The 15,524-nt window shown below is 50.9% G+C and carries 15 protein-coding genes and 2 tRNA genes; 5 read left to right on the forward strand and 12 right to left on the reverse strand.

Annotated elements, in window-relative coordinates:
- The first annotated feature begins 4 nt into the window (after positions 1-4).
- Positions 5-838 carry a nucleoside deaminase gene (locus tag MO867_RS05270; protein WP_252465194.1) on the forward strand — a complete coding sequence of 278 codons (834 nt, stop codon included), beginning with the start codon at positions 5-7 and terminating at the stop codon, positions 836-838.
- A 24-nt stretch (positions 839-862) separates the two neighbouring features.
- Here MO867_RS05270 and MO867_RS05275 read toward each other — a convergent pair whose 3' ends face one another.
- Positions 863-1,771: a LysR family transcriptional regulator ArgP gene (locus MO867_RS05275; protein ID WP_252465195.1), complete on the reverse strand. Its 909-nt coding sequence runs from the start codon at positions 1,769-1,771 to the stop codon at positions 863-865.
- A gap of 129 nt (positions 1,772-1,900) precedes the next feature.
- On the opposite strand from MO867_RS05275, the gene MO867_RS05280 reads away from it, so the two are divergent.
- On the forward strand, positions 1,901-2,521 hold the full coding sequence (locus MO867_RS05280) for a LysE/ArgO family amino acid transporter (RefSeq protein WP_252465196.1): 621 nt from the start codon (positions 1,901-1,903) through the stop codon (positions 2,519-2,521).
- A 247-nt stretch (positions 2,522-2,768) separates the two neighbouring features.
- On the opposite strand, the gene MO867_RS05285 is transcribed toward MO867_RS05280, so the two are convergent.
- Both MO867_RS05285 and MO867_RS05290 read right to left on the reverse strand, forming a co-directional pair.
- A complete protein-coding gene (locus MO867_RS05285) occupies positions 2,769-3,890 on the reverse strand; it encodes an acyltransferase family protein (RefSeq protein WP_252465197.1) in 1,122 nt (373 codons plus the stop codon).
- A 592-nt stretch (positions 3,891-4,482) separates the two neighbouring features.
- On the reverse strand, positions 4,483-5,502 hold the full coding sequence (locus tag MO867_RS05290) for a Vgb family protein (protein ID WP_252465198.1): 1,020 nt from the start codon (positions 5,500-5,502) through the stop codon (positions 4,483-4,485).
- Between the two features lie 469 nt (positions 5,503-5,971).
- Here MO867_RS05290 and MO867_RS05295 point away from each other — a divergent pair, with 469 nt between their 5' ends.
- Positions 5,972-7,153 carry an MFS transporter gene (locus tag MO867_RS05295; RefSeq protein ID WP_252465199.1) on the forward strand — a complete coding sequence of 394 codons (1,182 nt, stop codon included), beginning with the start codon at positions 5,972-5,974 and terminating at the stop codon, positions 7,151-7,153.
- 216 nt (positions 7,154-7,369) lie between these two features.
- On the opposite strand, the gene MO867_RS05300 is transcribed toward MO867_RS05295, so the two are convergent.
- Both MO867_RS05300 and MO867_RS23925 read right to left on the reverse strand, forming a co-directional pair.
- Complete coding sequence (locus MO867_RS05300) at positions 7,370-7,930, reverse strand: disulfide bond formation protein B (protein ID WP_252465200.1); 561 nt, start codon at positions 7,928-7,930, stop codon at positions 7,370-7,372.
- A gap of 12 nt (positions 7,931-7,942) precedes the next feature.
- Positions 7,943-8,098, reverse strand: coding sequence for a DUF5993 family protein (locus tag MO867_RS23925; protein ID WP_373565868.1), 156 nt, complete (start codon positions 8,096-8,098; stop codon positions 7,943-7,945).
- Between the two features lie 403 nt (positions 8,099-8,501).
- On the opposite strand from MO867_RS23925, the gene MO867_RS05305 reads away from it, so the two are divergent.
- Positions 8,502-9,209, forward strand: coding sequence for a SapC family protein (locus tag MO867_RS05305; RefSeq protein ID WP_252465201.1), 708 nt, complete (start codon positions 8,502-8,504; stop codon positions 9,207-9,209).
- A 152-nt stretch (positions 9,210-9,361) separates the two neighbouring features.
- Positions 9,362-10,435, forward strand: coding sequence for a sulfite exporter TauE/SafE family protein (locus MO867_RS05310; RefSeq protein ID WP_252465202.1), 1,074 nt, complete (start codon positions 9,362-9,364; stop codon positions 10,433-10,435).
- A 125-nt stretch (positions 10,436-10,560) separates the two neighbouring features.
- Here the strand turns inward: MO867_RS05310 and MO867_RS05315 are convergent.
- From MO867_RS05315 to MO867_RS05345, 7 genes are all read right to left on the reverse strand, one after another.
- A tRNA-Gln gene (locus MO867_RS05315) sits at positions 10,561-10,635 on the reverse strand.
- A 39-nt stretch (positions 10,636-10,674) separates the two neighbouring features.
- Positions 10,675-10,751 (reverse strand) — tRNA-Met (locus tag MO867_RS05320).
- Between the two features lie 85 nt (positions 10,752-10,836).
- Positions 10,837-11,796: a DMT family transporter gene (locus MO867_RS05325; RefSeq protein ID WP_252465203.1), complete on the reverse strand. Its 960-nt coding sequence runs from the start codon at positions 11,794-11,796 to the stop codon at positions 10,837-10,839.
- A gap of 58 nt (positions 11,797-11,854) precedes the next feature.
- Positions 11,855-12,946, reverse strand: coding sequence for a redox-regulated ATPase YchF (gene ychF / locus MO867_RS05330; protein ID WP_252465236.1), 1,092 nt, complete (start codon positions 12,944-12,946; stop codon positions 11,855-11,857).
- Positions 12,947-13,151: 205 nt separating this feature from the next.
- The gene (gene pth / locus MO867_RS05335; RefSeq protein ID WP_252465204.1) at positions 13,152-13,748 is read right to left on the reverse strand and encodes an aminoacyl-tRNA hydrolase; all 597 of its coding nucleotides are present in this window, start codon (positions 13,746-13,748) and stop codon (positions 13,152-13,154) included.
- Positions 13,749-13,753: 5 nt separating this feature from the next.
- The gene (locus tag MO867_RS05340) at positions 13,754-14,374 is read right to left on the reverse strand and encodes a 50S ribosomal protein L25/general stress protein Ctc (protein ID WP_252465205.1); all 621 of its coding nucleotides are present in this window, start codon (positions 14,372-14,374) and stop codon (positions 13,754-13,756) included.
- Positions 14,375-14,558: 184 nt separating this feature from the next.
- Complete coding sequence (locus MO867_RS05345; RefSeq protein ID WP_256473808.1) at positions 14,559-15,488, reverse strand: ribose-phosphate pyrophosphokinase; 930 nt, start codon at positions 15,486-15,488, stop codon at positions 14,559-14,561.
- Between the last annotated feature and the right edge of the window lie 36 nt (positions 15,489-15,524).

Here is a 15,524-nt window from a genome sequence, read left to right on the forward strand (position 1 = left end):
AGCTATGTATCGACTACTGATAATTGCAGTATTTCTGATTATTACACCTTGTGCCTACAGCGATCTTAGTGCTTCAGAAGAGCGTGAACAAGATGAAATATTAATGCTTCTGGCCTATTCACTTGTGATGAAAAATTGGGTGGTCCCCGGTGAAAAAAAAAAGCGAGGTTACAATATTGGAGCGGTTCTTTTCGATGAAAAATCGGACAAAATTATAGGTGTTCAACTGAATTCGATTGGCATGTGCCGGGATAAAACCCAACATGCAGAATTGCGGTTGATGCAACAATGCCTGTTTGCTAAATGTCGTGGTGAGGAAACTAACTCCCTGACAGGAACAACCATTTACACCACTCTGGAACCTTGCATGATGTGCGCAGGTATGATGGTGTTTCTCGGAGTTAACAGGGTTGTCTACGGCCAGTCAGACCCGGATTTTGGGAAAACTATTGAAAGGCTAAAGCAGGAGTATCGATCTGGGTGCAGTTATAAGGTTGCTGATAAAAATAGATTGGAGTCTATTTGTAGAATAGAAGTGCCGCCTAATTTCAGGGCCAGGAATATTGTCTCTAGACCTTCCGGTTTGCTGGAGAGAGAGCAGCTCGACAATAGTTTTTCTCTATATCGCTTACAGTTTGGTAATGTGATTACCAATTTCCTGATGTCTGGTGTGGCCGAGGAAGTTTATCGCCAGGCACGAAAAAAATTGAATGATTACAAGGTTATAAATAATGTTAATCAATCAATTTATCGGCAAGCCATATCGACTTTAAGAGATATCAAATTGGACAATATGGCATTGGATCAATGTGCTTTATGGCAAGGGCACAAGCATTAGTTCCTGCATCACCTCATTTATTTTTTACTCAAGTTGATGCAGGGATTTTTTAGCTTGAGCGGTAAGATTCAGGGTGATTTCTTTGATCAGCTTGGATTTTAAATTCCATACGTGCCAATAGAGAGGGATCTTTAAGTGCTGGTCTTCGGCAAGCTTAATCAACCTACCGCTTTTAAGTAAGCTGGCCACCTGAATGTCCGGCGCCATGCCCCACCCCAATCCCAATGTCAGGAAGCTGAGGAAACTCTTTGACGAGGGGATTTCATGAGAAGGATACTGGCCGGTCTCTACCCCCCAGAACTGTTTCAGGTAACGGCTTTGTAGCTGGTCTTTGTAGTTGAATTCAACTGCTGGAGCATAGCGAAATTCATCAAGATGAATAGGCTCCGAGAAGAACTTATCTTTAAATGACTGAGTGCAAACCGGGTAGTAGGCCATATGACCGAGAAGAACTGACTGACACCCCTGTAAGTTACTGGTCGTCGAGCTGATACAACCGATAACTTCCCCATTTTTTAGCAATTCGTGAGTAGCATCCTGGTCGTCCACCTTGAGGTCCACGAGTAATTGATGAGAGCGAATCAACGGAGTGATGGCTTCCAGGAACCAGGTATCCAGACTGTCTGAGTTGAGGGCAATACGAACTTTGTTCTGATTACTGTAAAGGGTTTTGCCACCTTCGGGGTCGATATCGGTAAGAAGCTCTTGCTGCAGAAGGTGCATTTGCTGGTAGTAGCCCAACACCTTCAAGCCTGCTTCGGTGGGCCTCAAGGGGGTGGACCTGATTAGCAGGGCTTGGCCGACCTGGCTTTCCAGGGCTTTAATCCGCTGGGAAATCGCCGACTGGCTGACATGCAATAGGGCGGCAGCTTTATCAAAACTGCGCTCCTCCACGACAAAGGCAAAGGCTTGAAGCTGTTTGAGGTCTAGCATAAGAAATACTTATGAGGGATCAGTATAATTAAATTTACTTATTATAGTTTCCCTCTTAATCTCGCGCCACCAATCAGGCCCGCAGCCCTGCGGGCAGTCCAAAATATAGAGTTAGTTAAAGGAGGCATCGTGGTTTCGGGGTTGTTACTGGCACCGCTCGCAAAAGGGTTTTTGACCACCATCAGTTTGATTATGGCGATTGGGGCGCAAAATGCGTTTTTATTGACGCAGAGCATTCGCCGTCAATATCACTTTAGCATTGCGGCTCTGTGTGTTCTGATGGATATTGCGCTGATTACCGCTGGTGTGTTTCTGGTCGCCAATCTCGCGCAGGCCGGTGGCCACTGGATGCTCTGGCTTACCTGGCTCGGTGCGGCCTTCCTTTTTTCCTACGGGGCCATGGCCTTCCGTTCTGCTTTTACCAACAAAGGGTTGAGTGACCAAAAAGAATGGATCAAATCCCGTCGCTCCGCGCTGATCACAGCGGTAGCGCTAACTCTGCTTAACCCCCATGCCTATGTGGATACCGTAGTTCTTATCGGTTCTGTGGGGGCCCAGTACGCCGGGCAAAGCTCCTGGTTCTTTGTGTTGGGAGCCTGTAGTGCGTCACTGCTCTGGTTCACTCTTCTTTCAGTGGGTGGCAGCATGATGCAACCGCTGTTTAAAAACCCCAGAACTTGGCAGGTTCTCGATGTTTTAGTGGGTATTATGATGTGGACCATTGCTGTTAGTTTACTGTGGGCTCAGTAATCCAATAAAAGGCCGGGGATGTGCTCCGGCATCCTGCTGACCCGAAAAGAGATATTCGCGCTCAAAATCTAGCATGCCGGTGCTTGATTATTTGTGACGTGTCTACGGATGTTTGCCTTACCGATTTATTGACAGAGCCTTTATAAAAGAGGCCACCTCAACATCTGCCGGTATGAATAGCGCCTGGATGGGAATGCCCAGGCGACGATCCCCCCGCAGAAAGATTACAGAAGGGTCCAGAGGCTCCCTAAGCTTTGGCGATAATTTTATAGCCCTTCTTTTTATGGGCGTTTTCGAAAGTAAGGGGATCACCGCTGAGAACGCGCCCAAGACGGATAAAAGGCCTTTCGATAAATCGATAAATGAAGCCTGCCAATGCAAGGCTGACCGCAGTCGTTACTGCCAAGTAAATGGCCAGAGGGTATCCAATAAACATTTCGCCCCAAGGTTGAGACATCGCCCACTTCATTAAGTACACCACTGTCAAGTGAAACAAGTAAATGGAATAGCTGATTGTTCCGGCGCTCGCCATAAATCGCAGGGGTCTAAAGGGGATTGATACAGTCATCAGGAAAATTCCCAGGGCGATCAGGTGCGATAGTGCAAAGCGAATGGGGTCATCACTGATTGGCCACCCGAGGATATACAGCCCCCACACCAATAGGGGAATGGAAAAAGTGGAAGCTACAGCCCAGAGCGTGTAATGACGACCCGTGTTGGTTTCATAGTTGTACCTTATCAAGGCACCGCAAAACATGACGGCAATAGCAAATGGGAGGTAAATAATGTAGGTGGGGAATTGAAAGTGGTGAGTTGCCGATTGCTCCAGGAGCTGTAAACTGATAAACAGAGACAGGCCGCCCCAGCATAGCAGTAACAGTTTTTTCGGACTTCCCAATTGTCCCTGGGCAAACATTACTGCGCATAGGCAATAGAAGATCAGTTCAGCGGTAAGAGTCCAGTACAGCAGCTGCACATTTCCAAAACCCAGCAGCCCCTGCAGCATCGTCGTGTTCGCCAGTATAGTGGACGCAGGTAAAATCTGATCGTGGAGCAGCCATGCCAAGACGGTGGCGACAGTGAGTGATACCCAGTAGGCTGGATACAGCCGGAAGAAACGGCGAATCGCAAAGTTTTTTAGAGATCGATTCGCTGCGAGCATACTGTGTGGAATGACAAACCCGGATATTAAGAAAAAGCAAAGAACCCCAATTTTGCCGAAATCAACCTGGCTGATAAAGCTCGCCAGTACCATGCCCTGGTGGGCTAGCTCGGGATTGTGAATAAATACTTCACTACCGTGTTGCCAAACAACTAAAATAGCAGCCAATCCCCGCAGGGTATCGAGGTTAAGTAAGCGCTCACTCATTGCCGGTGACCTTTATCCTTGGTCAGTAGTGCAGGGGACGGAATTGCCCCCCGCAATTTGCCTATTTCAAACACCATTAAACGATTGGCCAACACAATCCACTGGATAAATAAAAGCAGTGGTGTGGGACCGCTTGACACGGCGGTGTAGCTAGAGGTTGAACTCTACCATGAATCAGTTCTTCAGCTAGCCAAAAGGCATGTGATGGATGTCTATGAGGGGGCACAAATCTTCATGCCGCTATACTCAGAGGTTGTAATCTAACATTCGTTGACAATGTTTTTAGGCTGGAAGGGGCGCCAATCGATTATTTAAGCTTTACCGCTCGACGAAAGTTGGAAACATTGGTTTTAAAACCTTCAAAATTCCACTCTTCATAGCTAGGAGAAGCACACAATTTTCAGCGTATTTTATATGATGGATGGTTTCGTTTTCTGTATATAGACGAAACTGAGCCGCATACCGATGGCTAAAGCGAAGAAGGTTAAGCTAATTGGGGTTGTCCCTTTATTGGCTTCGACCCTCTTGCTTATTGTAATTTTTATTGAGTGTCAGAAAGTGTTCCCTGATCCTATTTGTTGCCATTTTTCAGCTATTTGTCAGGCTTTCCTTGATCCAAATATCCGGTATCAACCCCAAACCAAAAACTGTTGTCTGTATTGTCGAAATACATATACCGAATATTCCCACCGCTGGGTACTGTCGTTTTACTGATGAATTTCTCGCTTGATGTATCAAAGGCAAAGAGAATATTGGGTATCTCTCCGGTATCTGCAATCCATAGCTGCCCCTTATTGTCCAGTGCGGTGCCGTAGGGGCGGGGACTTTCTGTGGGGAGTTTCCATTCTTTAAATTCCTTGTTGTTGGGGGAGTAGCGACCTAGATATCCGCCTGTGTAATCGACATACCAGATATTGCCGCTCGGATCTATCTCAAGTCTGCGGGGGCGGGCATCAGGGCGGGGGAGGATGATTTCGGTCACTGCCATATTTGTTGGATCTACCCAGGCCAATTTATTGGTGCCAAATAGGGCTATCCAGGGGCGGTCTTGGGCATCAACTTTGATTCCATAAGGGCGGGCATTGGCCGTTGGCGGTGTGGCGACCTGCACCTGTCCATTACTCACATTTAACAGGCCGATACGATTGCTTTGTTGAGCGGTGAACCAGATATTGCCCTGCTGATTAAGCACCAGTGTGTGTGGATCGGCGACGCCTTGGGGCATGGGATATTGTCGAATTTTTCCGTTCTTGGGATCCATGCGTCCAATGTGGGCATTGCGGTTACCGGCGTACCAAACCTGACCTTGCTTATCCACAATCAGATTATGTGGGTGTGTTCCCTCAGGCACCTCATACTTTTTAAATTGCTGGTTTGAGGGCGCGAATCGGCCAATGTAATTACCGGCTTGCCCGCAGAACCAGACCTGACCGATGGTATCTACATGAGGGTCCCTGGGAAGTCCTTCCCAAGGTACTTTCCACTCGTTTAAGGAGAGCCGGCTAGGTAGGCTGTTTTCCTGTGCTGAAGAAACAGCAGGTCCTAGAGCGCAGAGGCAGATAATTAGTGTTATAAGCTGACAAGCGGACAATAGATTGATGTTAGTAGACATTTCCTGGCTCCTGAAAGGTATCTTATTGTTGGCCTAGTGGAGGTCGACTGGGTGAGAGCTCCACTTTAGGGTCGGTAAAGCATAGGCTAATAAAGCGGGGCTCTTTACAGCTTGAAGTCAGGCAAAGGGAAAAGGAGTTATTGGCAGATGAATGCGCCTAGCAAAGGACTTGTGATATTGGTCATCAATTCTCAATTGAGTAGAAATTTGGGCGTGTTACGGAAGAACTAAACGCTTAAAAATAAATGGAACTTCCATAAAAAATCGTTTGGGTAGGCTATGATAGGCTTGCTTTTGAGTTGGCTGAAGTTGGCTGAAGTTGGCTGAAGTTGGCACTAAATTTCAATTGGTGTATACCCGCCGAGCACTGTGGAATTGAATACAGGATATCAAGATATAAACGATTTTCTTGGTTTTACAGTCTATTGCTGAGAGCGTATATTGCCTCATCTGCAATAGGAGCTCATTAATGTTACAACGTCTTCGCCGGCCAGAGGTTCTGTTACTGATTCTGGCGGCTTCAATGCCACTCTCCTTTGCGGTCTGGAACACTCTGCTCAATAATTTTGTGATCGCCAAGGCTTCATTTACCGGGGTGGATATTGGTTTGCTGCAGAGTGTTCGGGAGATTCCCGGTTTCCTCGCTTTTACTGTGATCTTTGTTTTGCTGCTTATCCGCGAGCAGCGGCTGGCGCTGTTGTCACTGATTGTGACCGGAATAGGCGTAATGCTCACAGGGTTTTTCCCATCACTCACCGGCTTACTGCTCACAACACTGTTGATGTCGATCGGTTTTCATTTTTATGAGACCTTACAGACCTCCCTTGCTCTGCAGTGGTTTCCCAAACAGACTTCGGCCATCTGGATGGGGCGTATGGCTGCGGCGGGTTCGTTTGCGGCGCTAGTGGCTTATGCTTTGGTATGGTGCCTGATAAATCTGGTGGATTTGGATTATTCCTGGATTTACCTGGTAGGTGGTGGAGCCACGATAGTGATTGCTTTGTCGGCCTGGATACTTTTTCCGCAATTTCCACAGCGTCATTGTCAGCGCAAACATCTGGTGTTGCGAAAACGCTACTGGCTTTATTATGTGCTGACCATGATGGGCGGCGCCCGCCGACAGATTTTCATTGTCTTTGCCGGATTTTTAATGGTGGAAAAATTTGGCTATAGCGTGAGTGAAATTGCCGCGCTCTATACCGTAAATCACTTACTCAATTTATATATCGCGCCCAAAATAGGCCAGTTCATAGTGCGGTTTGGAGAACGCCGTATTCTCACTCTGGAGTACATAGGCTTAATACTGGTCTTTGCCGGATATGCATTGGTAGAAAGTGCCATGTTAGCGGCGGCGCTCTATATTATTGATCACTTGTTCTTCTCCATGGCGATTGCGATTAAGACCTATTTTCAGAAAATTGTCGATGAACGTGATATTGCTGCCTCGGCTGGGGTCAGCTTTACTATTAATCATATTGCTGCAGTTATTATCCCTGTATTATTTGGTCTGCTTTGGCTCACTTCCCCGTCTATGGTGTTCCTTGCCGGGTCCTTTATGGCCCTAATTTCCCTTGGGTTGGCGCAATTGGTACCAGAGCAGCCGGGGCCGGGTAATGAAGCGAGAGTCGGTCATGCTGTAAGTGCTACTTAAGCGGAGAGGCGCTATCGACAATTATGGTTAAGGGGTAATTTAAAGTGGAACTCAGGTAGCGCTAAATATCGCTCTCAAATGTCTATTGTTTTCTTGGCAAAGGAAAGAATAAGGTGCGTTTGAGAGCAAAGGGTTTCGTCAGCTCTTTTTGATTTTCTATTTTTTCCAGCATTACGGTGGGGCGTCCAATAATTGGTGCGCTCCTTTTTCTTGATTTCACAGGGTTCGATAAAATCCAAAAAGCCAGTAATCGTCAGGGTTATCTGGGCAGATGCTTGGGCCACATTCAGCAAAGGTTACCAGGATATTTGTGGCCACTATGGCAAAAGTGATAACTATAGCCGTTTTGCCTGGTTGGCTCTGATTGCGAAAGCTGATGAATGTCGGTTTTTTATATTGTTTTTCAAACGCACTGATAATAGCGATACCAGTAATGATCAGGCAGAAGAGAAGGAATGCCCAGGTGTAATAGTGATATCCCATTAAAGGGCCACCGTAGCCCGGCGTTCCAGGTATCACATGCAGGCTGATCTGCCGCAGAGCGGTGGCGGCACCCAATAGTGCCGCTAGCATGGCTAGACTGTAGTGTTGGGGGCGAGGGCCATAGATCAGGTTTAGCAGCAGGCCGAAGAGTACCCCGACTAATCCGGCGCGCTGTAGCAGGCAGAGTGGGCAGGGCATTTCCCCGCCGATTAGTTGAAAGTATTCGGTTAGAGCGAGTACGCCGCAGATGATAACCATGCCCAGGGCGTTCAGATTGCGAAATGTCCCGTCCATACCTTTCCTTTCTTAAAGAAGGATATCCAGAGTATCAGTGGAATGAAAACCCAGCCATGCAACACTCAGCGTTAATACGAAGACAAATGTCACTATAGCCAGTGGGCGGTGGTTGCTTATGGCCAGCGCCATTGCCGCTAAGTACATCAGAAATATCAGGCTCATCATTGATTGTGAAGCTCTGTTGCAGGCTGTATTAACGGGTGACAGCTGTCTGTTATGTATAAAAATCCACAGTTATTACGATAGCTGTTCAGCGGAGAATAGGGCTGACTGCCACGCCGAAAACAGTCGAACCCTATTGGATGCGAGCTTGCAAGATATTGAATCTGATGTTGGAGATTCTTATTGGTTCGATAGTCTTATATAGACGGAGGTTGTCAAAATAAATTTGCCTTTGAGGAGTTTGAGGTGGGCTTTGTTTGCCAGTTGGCCTTCTTACCTGTTTAATGCGGGGTTTGGTTCCGGTGATTACCGGAGGGCGCTTGTCATCGTTAATGCGCACAAAGAGTGGTACGTTAGGGTATCTCTGAAAATTAAGTAACTATAAAAGTAGCTAGGAGTTGTACTTATGGCACAGATCAAAGCTTTGGATAAGAAGGCGCATTCCGGCCTGAAACTTACTCAAGACATCACTTTTGACCATGTAAGCGGTAATCACATTCTGCCGCTGGTGGTTCAGGAGATCGTACAGGCAGCCCAGAGCTATCCGATCCTGTTCGTCAAAGATCAAAATACTGAACAATTCAAAGTGGTTGCACTGACCGGCCTGCGCCCCGGTGAAAATCTGTTCTCTGGTGCTGAGGGTTGGAATGGTAGCTATGTTCCTTTGCAGGTTCGCACCTACCCGTTCGTTCTGGTGAAGAATCCAGACAATGCCGATCAGGCAGTACTTTGTATCGACGAAGAATCCAAGATGTTGGGTGAATCCGGTGGTGAGCCACTGTTTGATGGCGAAGGCGAGCAGACTGACTACTTGAAGAACCGCGCCCAGGCCGTGGTTGAAACTGCCCAGCGTGTAGCGGTAACCGAATCGTTCATTGAGTTCCTGGTATCCAAGGATCTACTCGTTCAGAAGAAGCTGACCCTGCGCGTCAACGAAGACGACAAGCCTTATGACCTGACCGGTTTCTTTGTTATTGACGAAGAAAAGTTGAACGGCCTGTCCGGTGAGGACTTCCTGGAGCTGCGTAAGCGCGGTGCACTGCCGGCGATCTACGCTTCCATGATGTCCTCCATGCAGGTTCAAAATTTGATCCGCAAGAAACGCCTGAACTAATGCCAAAGCGCCCGGTAATTTAGGTTGCCGGGCTATTCTTACGGTACCGGTAATTGGGACTTGAGTATCAGTACTTTAGATCCCGCCTTGATCCCTTCCGACACTCGTACCACTATTAGCCCCCTCTGTTTTTTTAGTTCACGAATAATAAGATGAGATACCTAGCGCAGCACTCTCTCCGCTATTGGTTTGCCTGGCTGCTTCTTTTTTATGGCGTGTGGCTGTTCCTGATCGTTCAGGGAGATAACTTGACCCTGGCATTGGAACACGGGTCTATGGCGCTTGCTATGGCGCTTGGCAGCTATGCGGCAGGATCTACGCCGATGGGCGGCGGCACGATCGGGTTTCCCGTATTAGTGCTGTTGTTCGATATGCCGGCCAGTCTCGGTCGCGACTTCAGCTTTGCCGTTCAGTCGATAGGCATGGTCAGCGCGAGCATTTTTATTTTCTGCCGCCGCCAGCCGTTGGCCTGGTCCATGTTGCGAGGGGCCCTGCTGGGCGCTCTACTGACAACGCCGATGGGCATATTGTGGTTTGCGCCTTTGGTGCCTGAGTTGTGGGTGAAGCTTTCCTTTGCCGTCCTGTGGGGTAGTTTTGGTGTGTTTCATCTGTATCGGCTCGGCGAAATTACCGATTGCGAGTATTCGGGCGATCCTCAGTGCCCAACTGATTTCCGAGTGGGTTTATTGCTCGGTGCTTTTGCCGGTTTTTGTGTGGTCGCGGTAACGGGTGTCGGTGTCGATATGTTGGTGTATGCGGCGCTGGTGTTATTGAGTCGTGTGGACCTAAAGGTAGCTATACCCACCTCTGTGGTGGTTATGGCATTTTGCTCAGTGCTCGGCGTAGGGGTGAAATCATTGACGGGCGATTGGCAGCCGGACGTATTTGGCAATTGGTTGGCGGCAGCGCCGGTTGTGGCCCTGGGGGCACCACTGGGGGTTTTTGCGGTAAGTCTGCTGGGGCGCAAGCCCACACTTCTTATTGTGGCCTTCTTGTGTGTTGTGCAGCTGCTGTGGACCTGCATATCAGTAGGGGAGGCACTGCAGGGGTATGGCGGTTATCTGGTGTTGCTGGCGCTGTTGTGTTGCCTGGCGGGATTTGAGGGGTTGCGCGCGTTAGGTTTGCGCCGTGAGCGTGGCGATAGATCGTCTGGGGATACAAGGGGTTCGGAGGGGGAGAGTAAATCCACTGAAGTCGACGCAGTGCTAGTCCAGACTGCTGAGTAGTTTCTCGCGCAAACCTGTGGATAAGTGAAGCGTACACCGGTGCATTTCAATTATTTGAGGTTATTAGTATCAATGATTTTTTGAAGTGCTGCCCAGAGATGGGCCTGCTAGATAATTCGGGAAAATGGCTGGGGCGGAAGGATTCGAACCTTCGCATGACGGGATCAAAACCCGCTGCCTTACCGCTTGGCTACGCCCCACTTTCAAGATTCACAAAGAATAGTCTCTGTGGTTTGAAATGGTAGCAAGGGGGAGACTCGAACTCCCGACCTCAGCATTATGAGTGCTGCGCTCTAACCGGCTGAGCTACCTTGCCATTTCAATTTGTTGCCTCGGCTGTACCGAGGGCGCGCATTATCAGTCGATGTGCTGAGTGTGTCAACACCTTTTCTGTATTCTTTTCAGTTAGTTAGCGATTTTTTATCTGAACCCTGGGAGTGCTTGGATCGACGCTTGGATCGGATAGCCGCGAGGGTTGAGCCTACTACCACTGTGCCAGCTCCAGTCCAACTGATCCAGTTGAGAGGCTCAACGGCAATATAGTTCGGCCAGATACCGCTGACCAGTGTGCTAAATAGCAGAGTGATCACTGGCACCAAAGACAGGGTGGCACTAACACTGGATGCCTCCCAGTGGGCCAGGGCTTTACTGAAGGCACCATAGGCGATCAAGGTGTTGGCGGTGAGAAACGCGAGTAACCCCCATTCTAACCAGTCCAGGTGGACGACTTTCATGGGCTCTGCCATTGGCAGGAAACAAAGGGTGCCGGCGATGTAAATTACTACCAGCAAGTCTTGGGGTGTGGCGCGGCTCAGTATTTTTTTCTGGAAAAAGCCATAAACTGCCCAGGTGATGGCGGCGATCAATATATAGCCGAGCCCCAGCGTGTAATCACTTCCCGCACCACTGACCAAGCCGTCCAGGCGCTGGTTAAAAAACAGCAGCAGGCCAATCACCACCAGTACCACGCCGCCCCACTGGCGCAGCGAGAAGCGCTCTCCCAGCCATAGCACGCTGGAGATCAGGAGGAGTAGAGGAGCCAGCTGAATGACCACCTGCGCGGCGCCAGGAGTGATGTAATGCAGCCCACTGGCGTAAGCGAGATAGTTCACCAGAAGGCCGGTAACGGCTAGGAGCGTGAAGGGCAGCAGTGCGCGGCTAAATAGCGGGCGAAGTTTCAAGCGTCGCGCCTGGCCGTAATAAATTCCGGCCAGCAGTGCTGCACCGGCAAAGCGAAACCAGGTCGCTGTTCCGGGACTGATATGCTCGAGCAGCCCTTTGAGAGCAATGGGTAGTGCTGCCCACATAAATACCGTAACCAGAGCCAGGGGCAGGCCGATTTTCCAGTTTGATGGCGCCATGGGTTTTACGCTGCTGGGGTCACCTCCCCGAGGTAGGGAGGTGAAAAAGGGGAGGGGTTTAGACGTTGAAGCGGAAGTGAATGACGTCGCCATCTGCGACAACATAATCCTTGCCTTCCAGGCGCCATTTACCGGCGTCTTTGGCTCCGGCCTCACCGTTGTGATCCACAAAGTTGCTGTAACTGATCACTTCGGCGCGGATAAAGCCTTTTTCAAAATCAGTGTGGATCTTGCCGGCCGCATTCGGTGCGGTGGCGTCCAGCGGAATGGTCCAGGCGCGGACTTCTTTAACGCCGGCGGTAAAGTAAGTGTGCAGGCCGAGTAGCTGGTAGCCTGCGCGGATAACACGATTCAGGCCTGGCTCTTCCATACCCAGTTCTTCCAGGAATTCCTGCTTCTCATCGTCTTCCAGCTCGGCAATTTCTGCTTCGAGCTTGTTACAAATAGGAACCAGTACCGCGTTTTCTTCCGCGGCAATCGCGGCAACTGCGTCCAGGTGTGGGTTGTTCTCGAAGCCATCTTCGTCGACGTTGGCGATGTACATAGTGGGCTTAATCGTGAGTAAGCTCAGCTCGCGCAGGTCTGCCAGTTCGTCTTCGGATAACTCGAAGGAGCGCAGCGGTTTGGCTTCATCCAGGTGCGGCTGTATCTTCTCCAGCAGCGCCTTCATCTTGATGGCGTGCTTATCCTGCCCCTTGGCTGCGCGGGTAAAACGCTGCAGGGCCTTGTCAACGGTATCCAGGTCGGCCAGGGCCAGCTCGGTATTGATCACTTCGATATCAGCTACCGGATGAACTTGGTTGGCCACGTGAATCACATTGTCATCTTCGAAGCAGCGCACAACGTGGGCAATGGCATCGGTCTCGCGGATGTTGGCTAGGAACTTGTTACCCAGACCCTCACCTTTGGAGGCGCCTGCAACCAGGCCGGCGATGTCGGTGAACTCCATTGTGGTTGGAATCACTTTCTCTGGCTTGACGATTTCTGCCAGCTTATCGAGGCGGGTATCCGGCACCGGCACGATGCCGGCATTGGGCTCGATGGTGCAGAAAGGGAAGTTCTCTGCATCGATTCCTGCCTTGGTCAGTGCGTTGAATAAGGTGGATTTGCCCACATTAGGCAGGCCGACAATGCCGCAAGTAAAACCCATGGTGATATTTTTCCGTTTGCCTGAGGCGCGCACCGCGCGCACTGCTAATTGCGTTTGAGATCCGGTAGTGATTGCGCTGGCGGGAGTTTGGGTGGGCGGGGGTATCGCGGCCACCAATGATCCGGGCCAGCCGGGAAAATACCGGCAATTTGGCGCAGCACACTATCGATATTTCCGGGGCAAAAGGCAAGCCGACCGGAGGGATCTATTTAGTGGTGTGCAGCGTTTTCATGGCTGCGCCCCAGTCGCCGGAAGCGGCGGTGGGTGTTACGTCGATCGCGCGATCGATCGCGTCAGCCAGTGTTTCCTGTTCCGCCCGGGGGGCTCGTTGGAGTACAAACCGGGCCACTTCACTCGAGCTGCCGGGGTGACCGATACCGAGTCGCAGGCGCATAAAGTTCCGGTTATTGCCCAGTGCGGGAATGATGTCCCGTAGGCCGTTGTGCCCGCCGTGGCCGCCGCCAGCTTTCAGGCGTGCGATACCGGGGGCCAGGTCCAGCTCATCGTGAGCGACCAAAATGGCTTCCGGGGGAATCTTGAAGAAGTTCGCCAGCGGGCCGACAGATTGGCCACTGCGATTCATGTAGGTAGTGGGAATCAGCAGCCGGATATCCTGACTACCGATCCGCACACGGCCAGTAAGGCCGTGGTATTTGCTGTCGAGGCTGAGCTGAGCGCCGTGTTGGCGGGCCAGCTCGACAACAAAGTCGGCACCGGCGTTATGCCGTGTCCGGTCATATTCAGGCCCGGGGTTGCCCAGGCCGACAATTAACTGGATCGGGGTATCCGGTGCCGCAGCCAAGACGATTACTCTTCGCCTTCGCCAGCTTCACCTTCGGCTTCTACAGCGCCGCGAGGCTTGTGTATAGAAGCTACAACCAGGTTGTGGTTCTCACCGTGGCTCAAGTCTGCAGACTCAACATCTTCTGGCAGTTTCAGGTCGGAGATGTGCAGGACACCGTCCATATCCAGATCGGCCAGATCGACTTCGATAAACTCAGGCAGCTTGCCGGCTGGAGCGTTAATTTCCAGTTCGGTCAGGGTGTGAGAAACGATACCGCCAGCCTTGACGCCCTTACTGCTGTCTTCGTTGAGGAAGTGCAGGGGGACTTTTACATGTACTTTGGTATTGGCGGATACGCGCAGGAAGTCGATATGTAGCAGCAGGGCTTTGGCCGGGTGACGCTGCAGGTCGCGCAGGATGACTTTTTCTTCTTTACCGTCTACGTCAATAGTCAGCATGGAGGAGAAGAAAACTTCGTTTTCCAGGGCTTTGCTCAGGTCTTTGTGCATTACAGAGATGGAAGCAGGCTCTGCTTCGCCGCCGTAAATGATGCCGGGTACACGGCCTTCCAGGCGACGCAGGCGGCGGCTCGCACCTTTCCCTTCATCACTGCGGGCAATGGCGTTCAGTTTGATATCAGACATGGGATAAACCTCGGGTTGTCTGTCCAGAGTGACCTGCGACCGGACCGCTCTGGCATTAAAGTAAATTGGGCTTGGGCCCAAAAGTAATTGCCCGGCAGTACCGGGCGGGCGCGTATTCTACGGGAATCAGCGCTAAAGGCAAAGCCCCGGTATTTGGGGTGTTGGGATCTCCGGACCGGGCTCCTTATCGGAACATCGCGGAGAGAGATTCCTCATTACTGATGCGGCGCATGGACTCGGCCAGCATTGCCGCCAGGGTCAGTTGGCGGATCTTGGGGGCCTTATCTATCTTGTCGAGCAGGGGGATTGAGTCGGTAACTACAAGCTCGTCCAAAACGGAGTTGTTAAGGTTGCTGATGGCGTTGCCGGATAGCACTGGGTGCGTGCAATAAGCTACGACCTTTTCGGCGCCATGCTCCTTCAGGGCATTGGCTGCGTTGCACAGGGTACCGGCAGTATCGACCATGTCGTCTACCAGTAGGCAGGTGCGGCCGCTGACTTCACCAATAATATTCATCACTTCGGCAACGTTGGCAGCCGGGCGGCGTTTGTCGATGATGGCCAGATCGCAGTCAAGGCTTTTGGCCACGGCGCGGGCGCGTACAACACCGCCGATATCCGGGGAAACGACGACCATATTCTGGTACTTCTGGCGCTCGATATCGTCCAGGAGTACAGAGGAGCCGTAAACATTATCCACAGGTACGTCGAAGAAACCCTGAATTTGCTCTGCGTGCAGGTCGACGGTCAGAACGCGGTCAATACCCACGCTCACCATCATATCGGCAACCACTTTTGCGGAAATGGGTACACGCTGGGATCTTACCCGGCGGTCCTGGCGGGCGTAGCCAAAGTAGGGAACTACGGCAGTGACGCGACCGGCGGAGGCGCGGCGCAGGGCGTCTACCAGCAGGATCAGTTCCATCAGGTTGCGATTAGTAGGTTGGCAGGTGGATTGCACCACGAAAACGTCGCGGCCGCGCACGTTGTCGGTAATTTCTACTGCAATCTCGCCGTCGGAGAAGCGCTTAACCGTGGCTTCACCCAGGGGGATCGCCATATGGTCGACAACCTTCTGCGCCAGTTCCGGGTTTGCGTTGCCGGTAAAGACCATTAAGTCAGCCACTGCGAGTTCCTTTAATTCTGTCTT

This window comes from Microbulbifer okhotskensis (assembly GCF_023895975.1).
Lineage (GTDB): Bacteria > Pseudomonadota > Gammaproteobacteria > Pseudomonadales > Cellvibrionaceae > Microbulbifer > Microbulbifer okhotskensis.

Excerpts from the sequence above, each read along its gene's own strand:
- MO867_RS05300 (WP_252465200.1), bottom strand. The coding sequence starts at position 7,930 with ATGGACGGGACATTTCGCAATCTGAACGCCCTGGGCATGGTTATCATC.
- MO867_RS23925 (WP_373565868.1), bottom strand. The coding sequence starts at position 8,098 with ATGATGAGCCTGATATTTCTGATGTACTTAGCGGCAATGGCGCTGGCC.
- MO867_RS05270 (WP_252465194.1), top strand. The coding sequence starts at position 5 with ATGTATCGACTACTGATAATTGCAGTATTTCTGATTATTACACCTTGT.
- MO867_RS05290 (WP_252465198.1), bottom strand. The coding sequence starts at position 5,502 with ATGTCTACTAACATCAATCTATTGTCCGCTTGTCAGCTTATAACACTA.
- MO867_RS05285 (WP_252465197.1), bottom strand. The coding sequence starts at position 3,890 with ATGAGTGAGCGCTTACTTAACCTCGATACCCTGCGGGGATTGGCTGCT.
- MO867_RS05325 (WP_252465203.1), bottom strand. The coding sequence starts at position 11,796 with ATGGCGCCATCAAACTGGAAAATCGGCCTGCCCCTGGCTCTGGTTACG.
- MO867_RS05275 (WP_252465195.1), bottom strand. The coding sequence starts at position 1,771 with ATGCTAGACCTCAAACAGCTTCAAGCCTTTGCCTTTGTCGTGGAGGAG.
- ychF (WP_252465236.1), bottom strand. The coding sequence starts at position 12,946 with ATGGGTTTTACTTGCGGCATTGTCGGCCTGCCTAATGTGGGCAAATCC.
- MO867_RS05305 (WP_252465201.1), top strand. The coding sequence starts at position 8,502 with ATGGCACAGATCAAAGCTTTGGATAAGAAGGCGCATTCCGGCCTGAAA.
- MO867_RS05295 (WP_252465199.1), top strand. The coding sequence starts at position 5,972 with ATGTTACAACGTCTTCGCCGGCCAGAGGTTCTGTTACTGATTCTGGCG.
- MO867_RS05345 (WP_256473808.1), bottom strand. The coding sequence starts at position 15,488 with ATGGTCTTTACCGGCAACGCAAACCCGGAACTGGCGCAGAAGGTTGTC.
- MO867_RS05340 (WP_252465205.1), bottom strand. The coding sequence starts at position 14,374 with ATGTCTGATATCAAACTGAACGCCATTGCCCGCAGTGATGAAGGGAAA.
- MO867_RS05310 (WP_252465202.1), top strand. The coding sequence starts at position 9,362 with ATGAGATACCTAGCGCAGCACTCTCTCCGCTATTGGTTTGCCTGGCTG.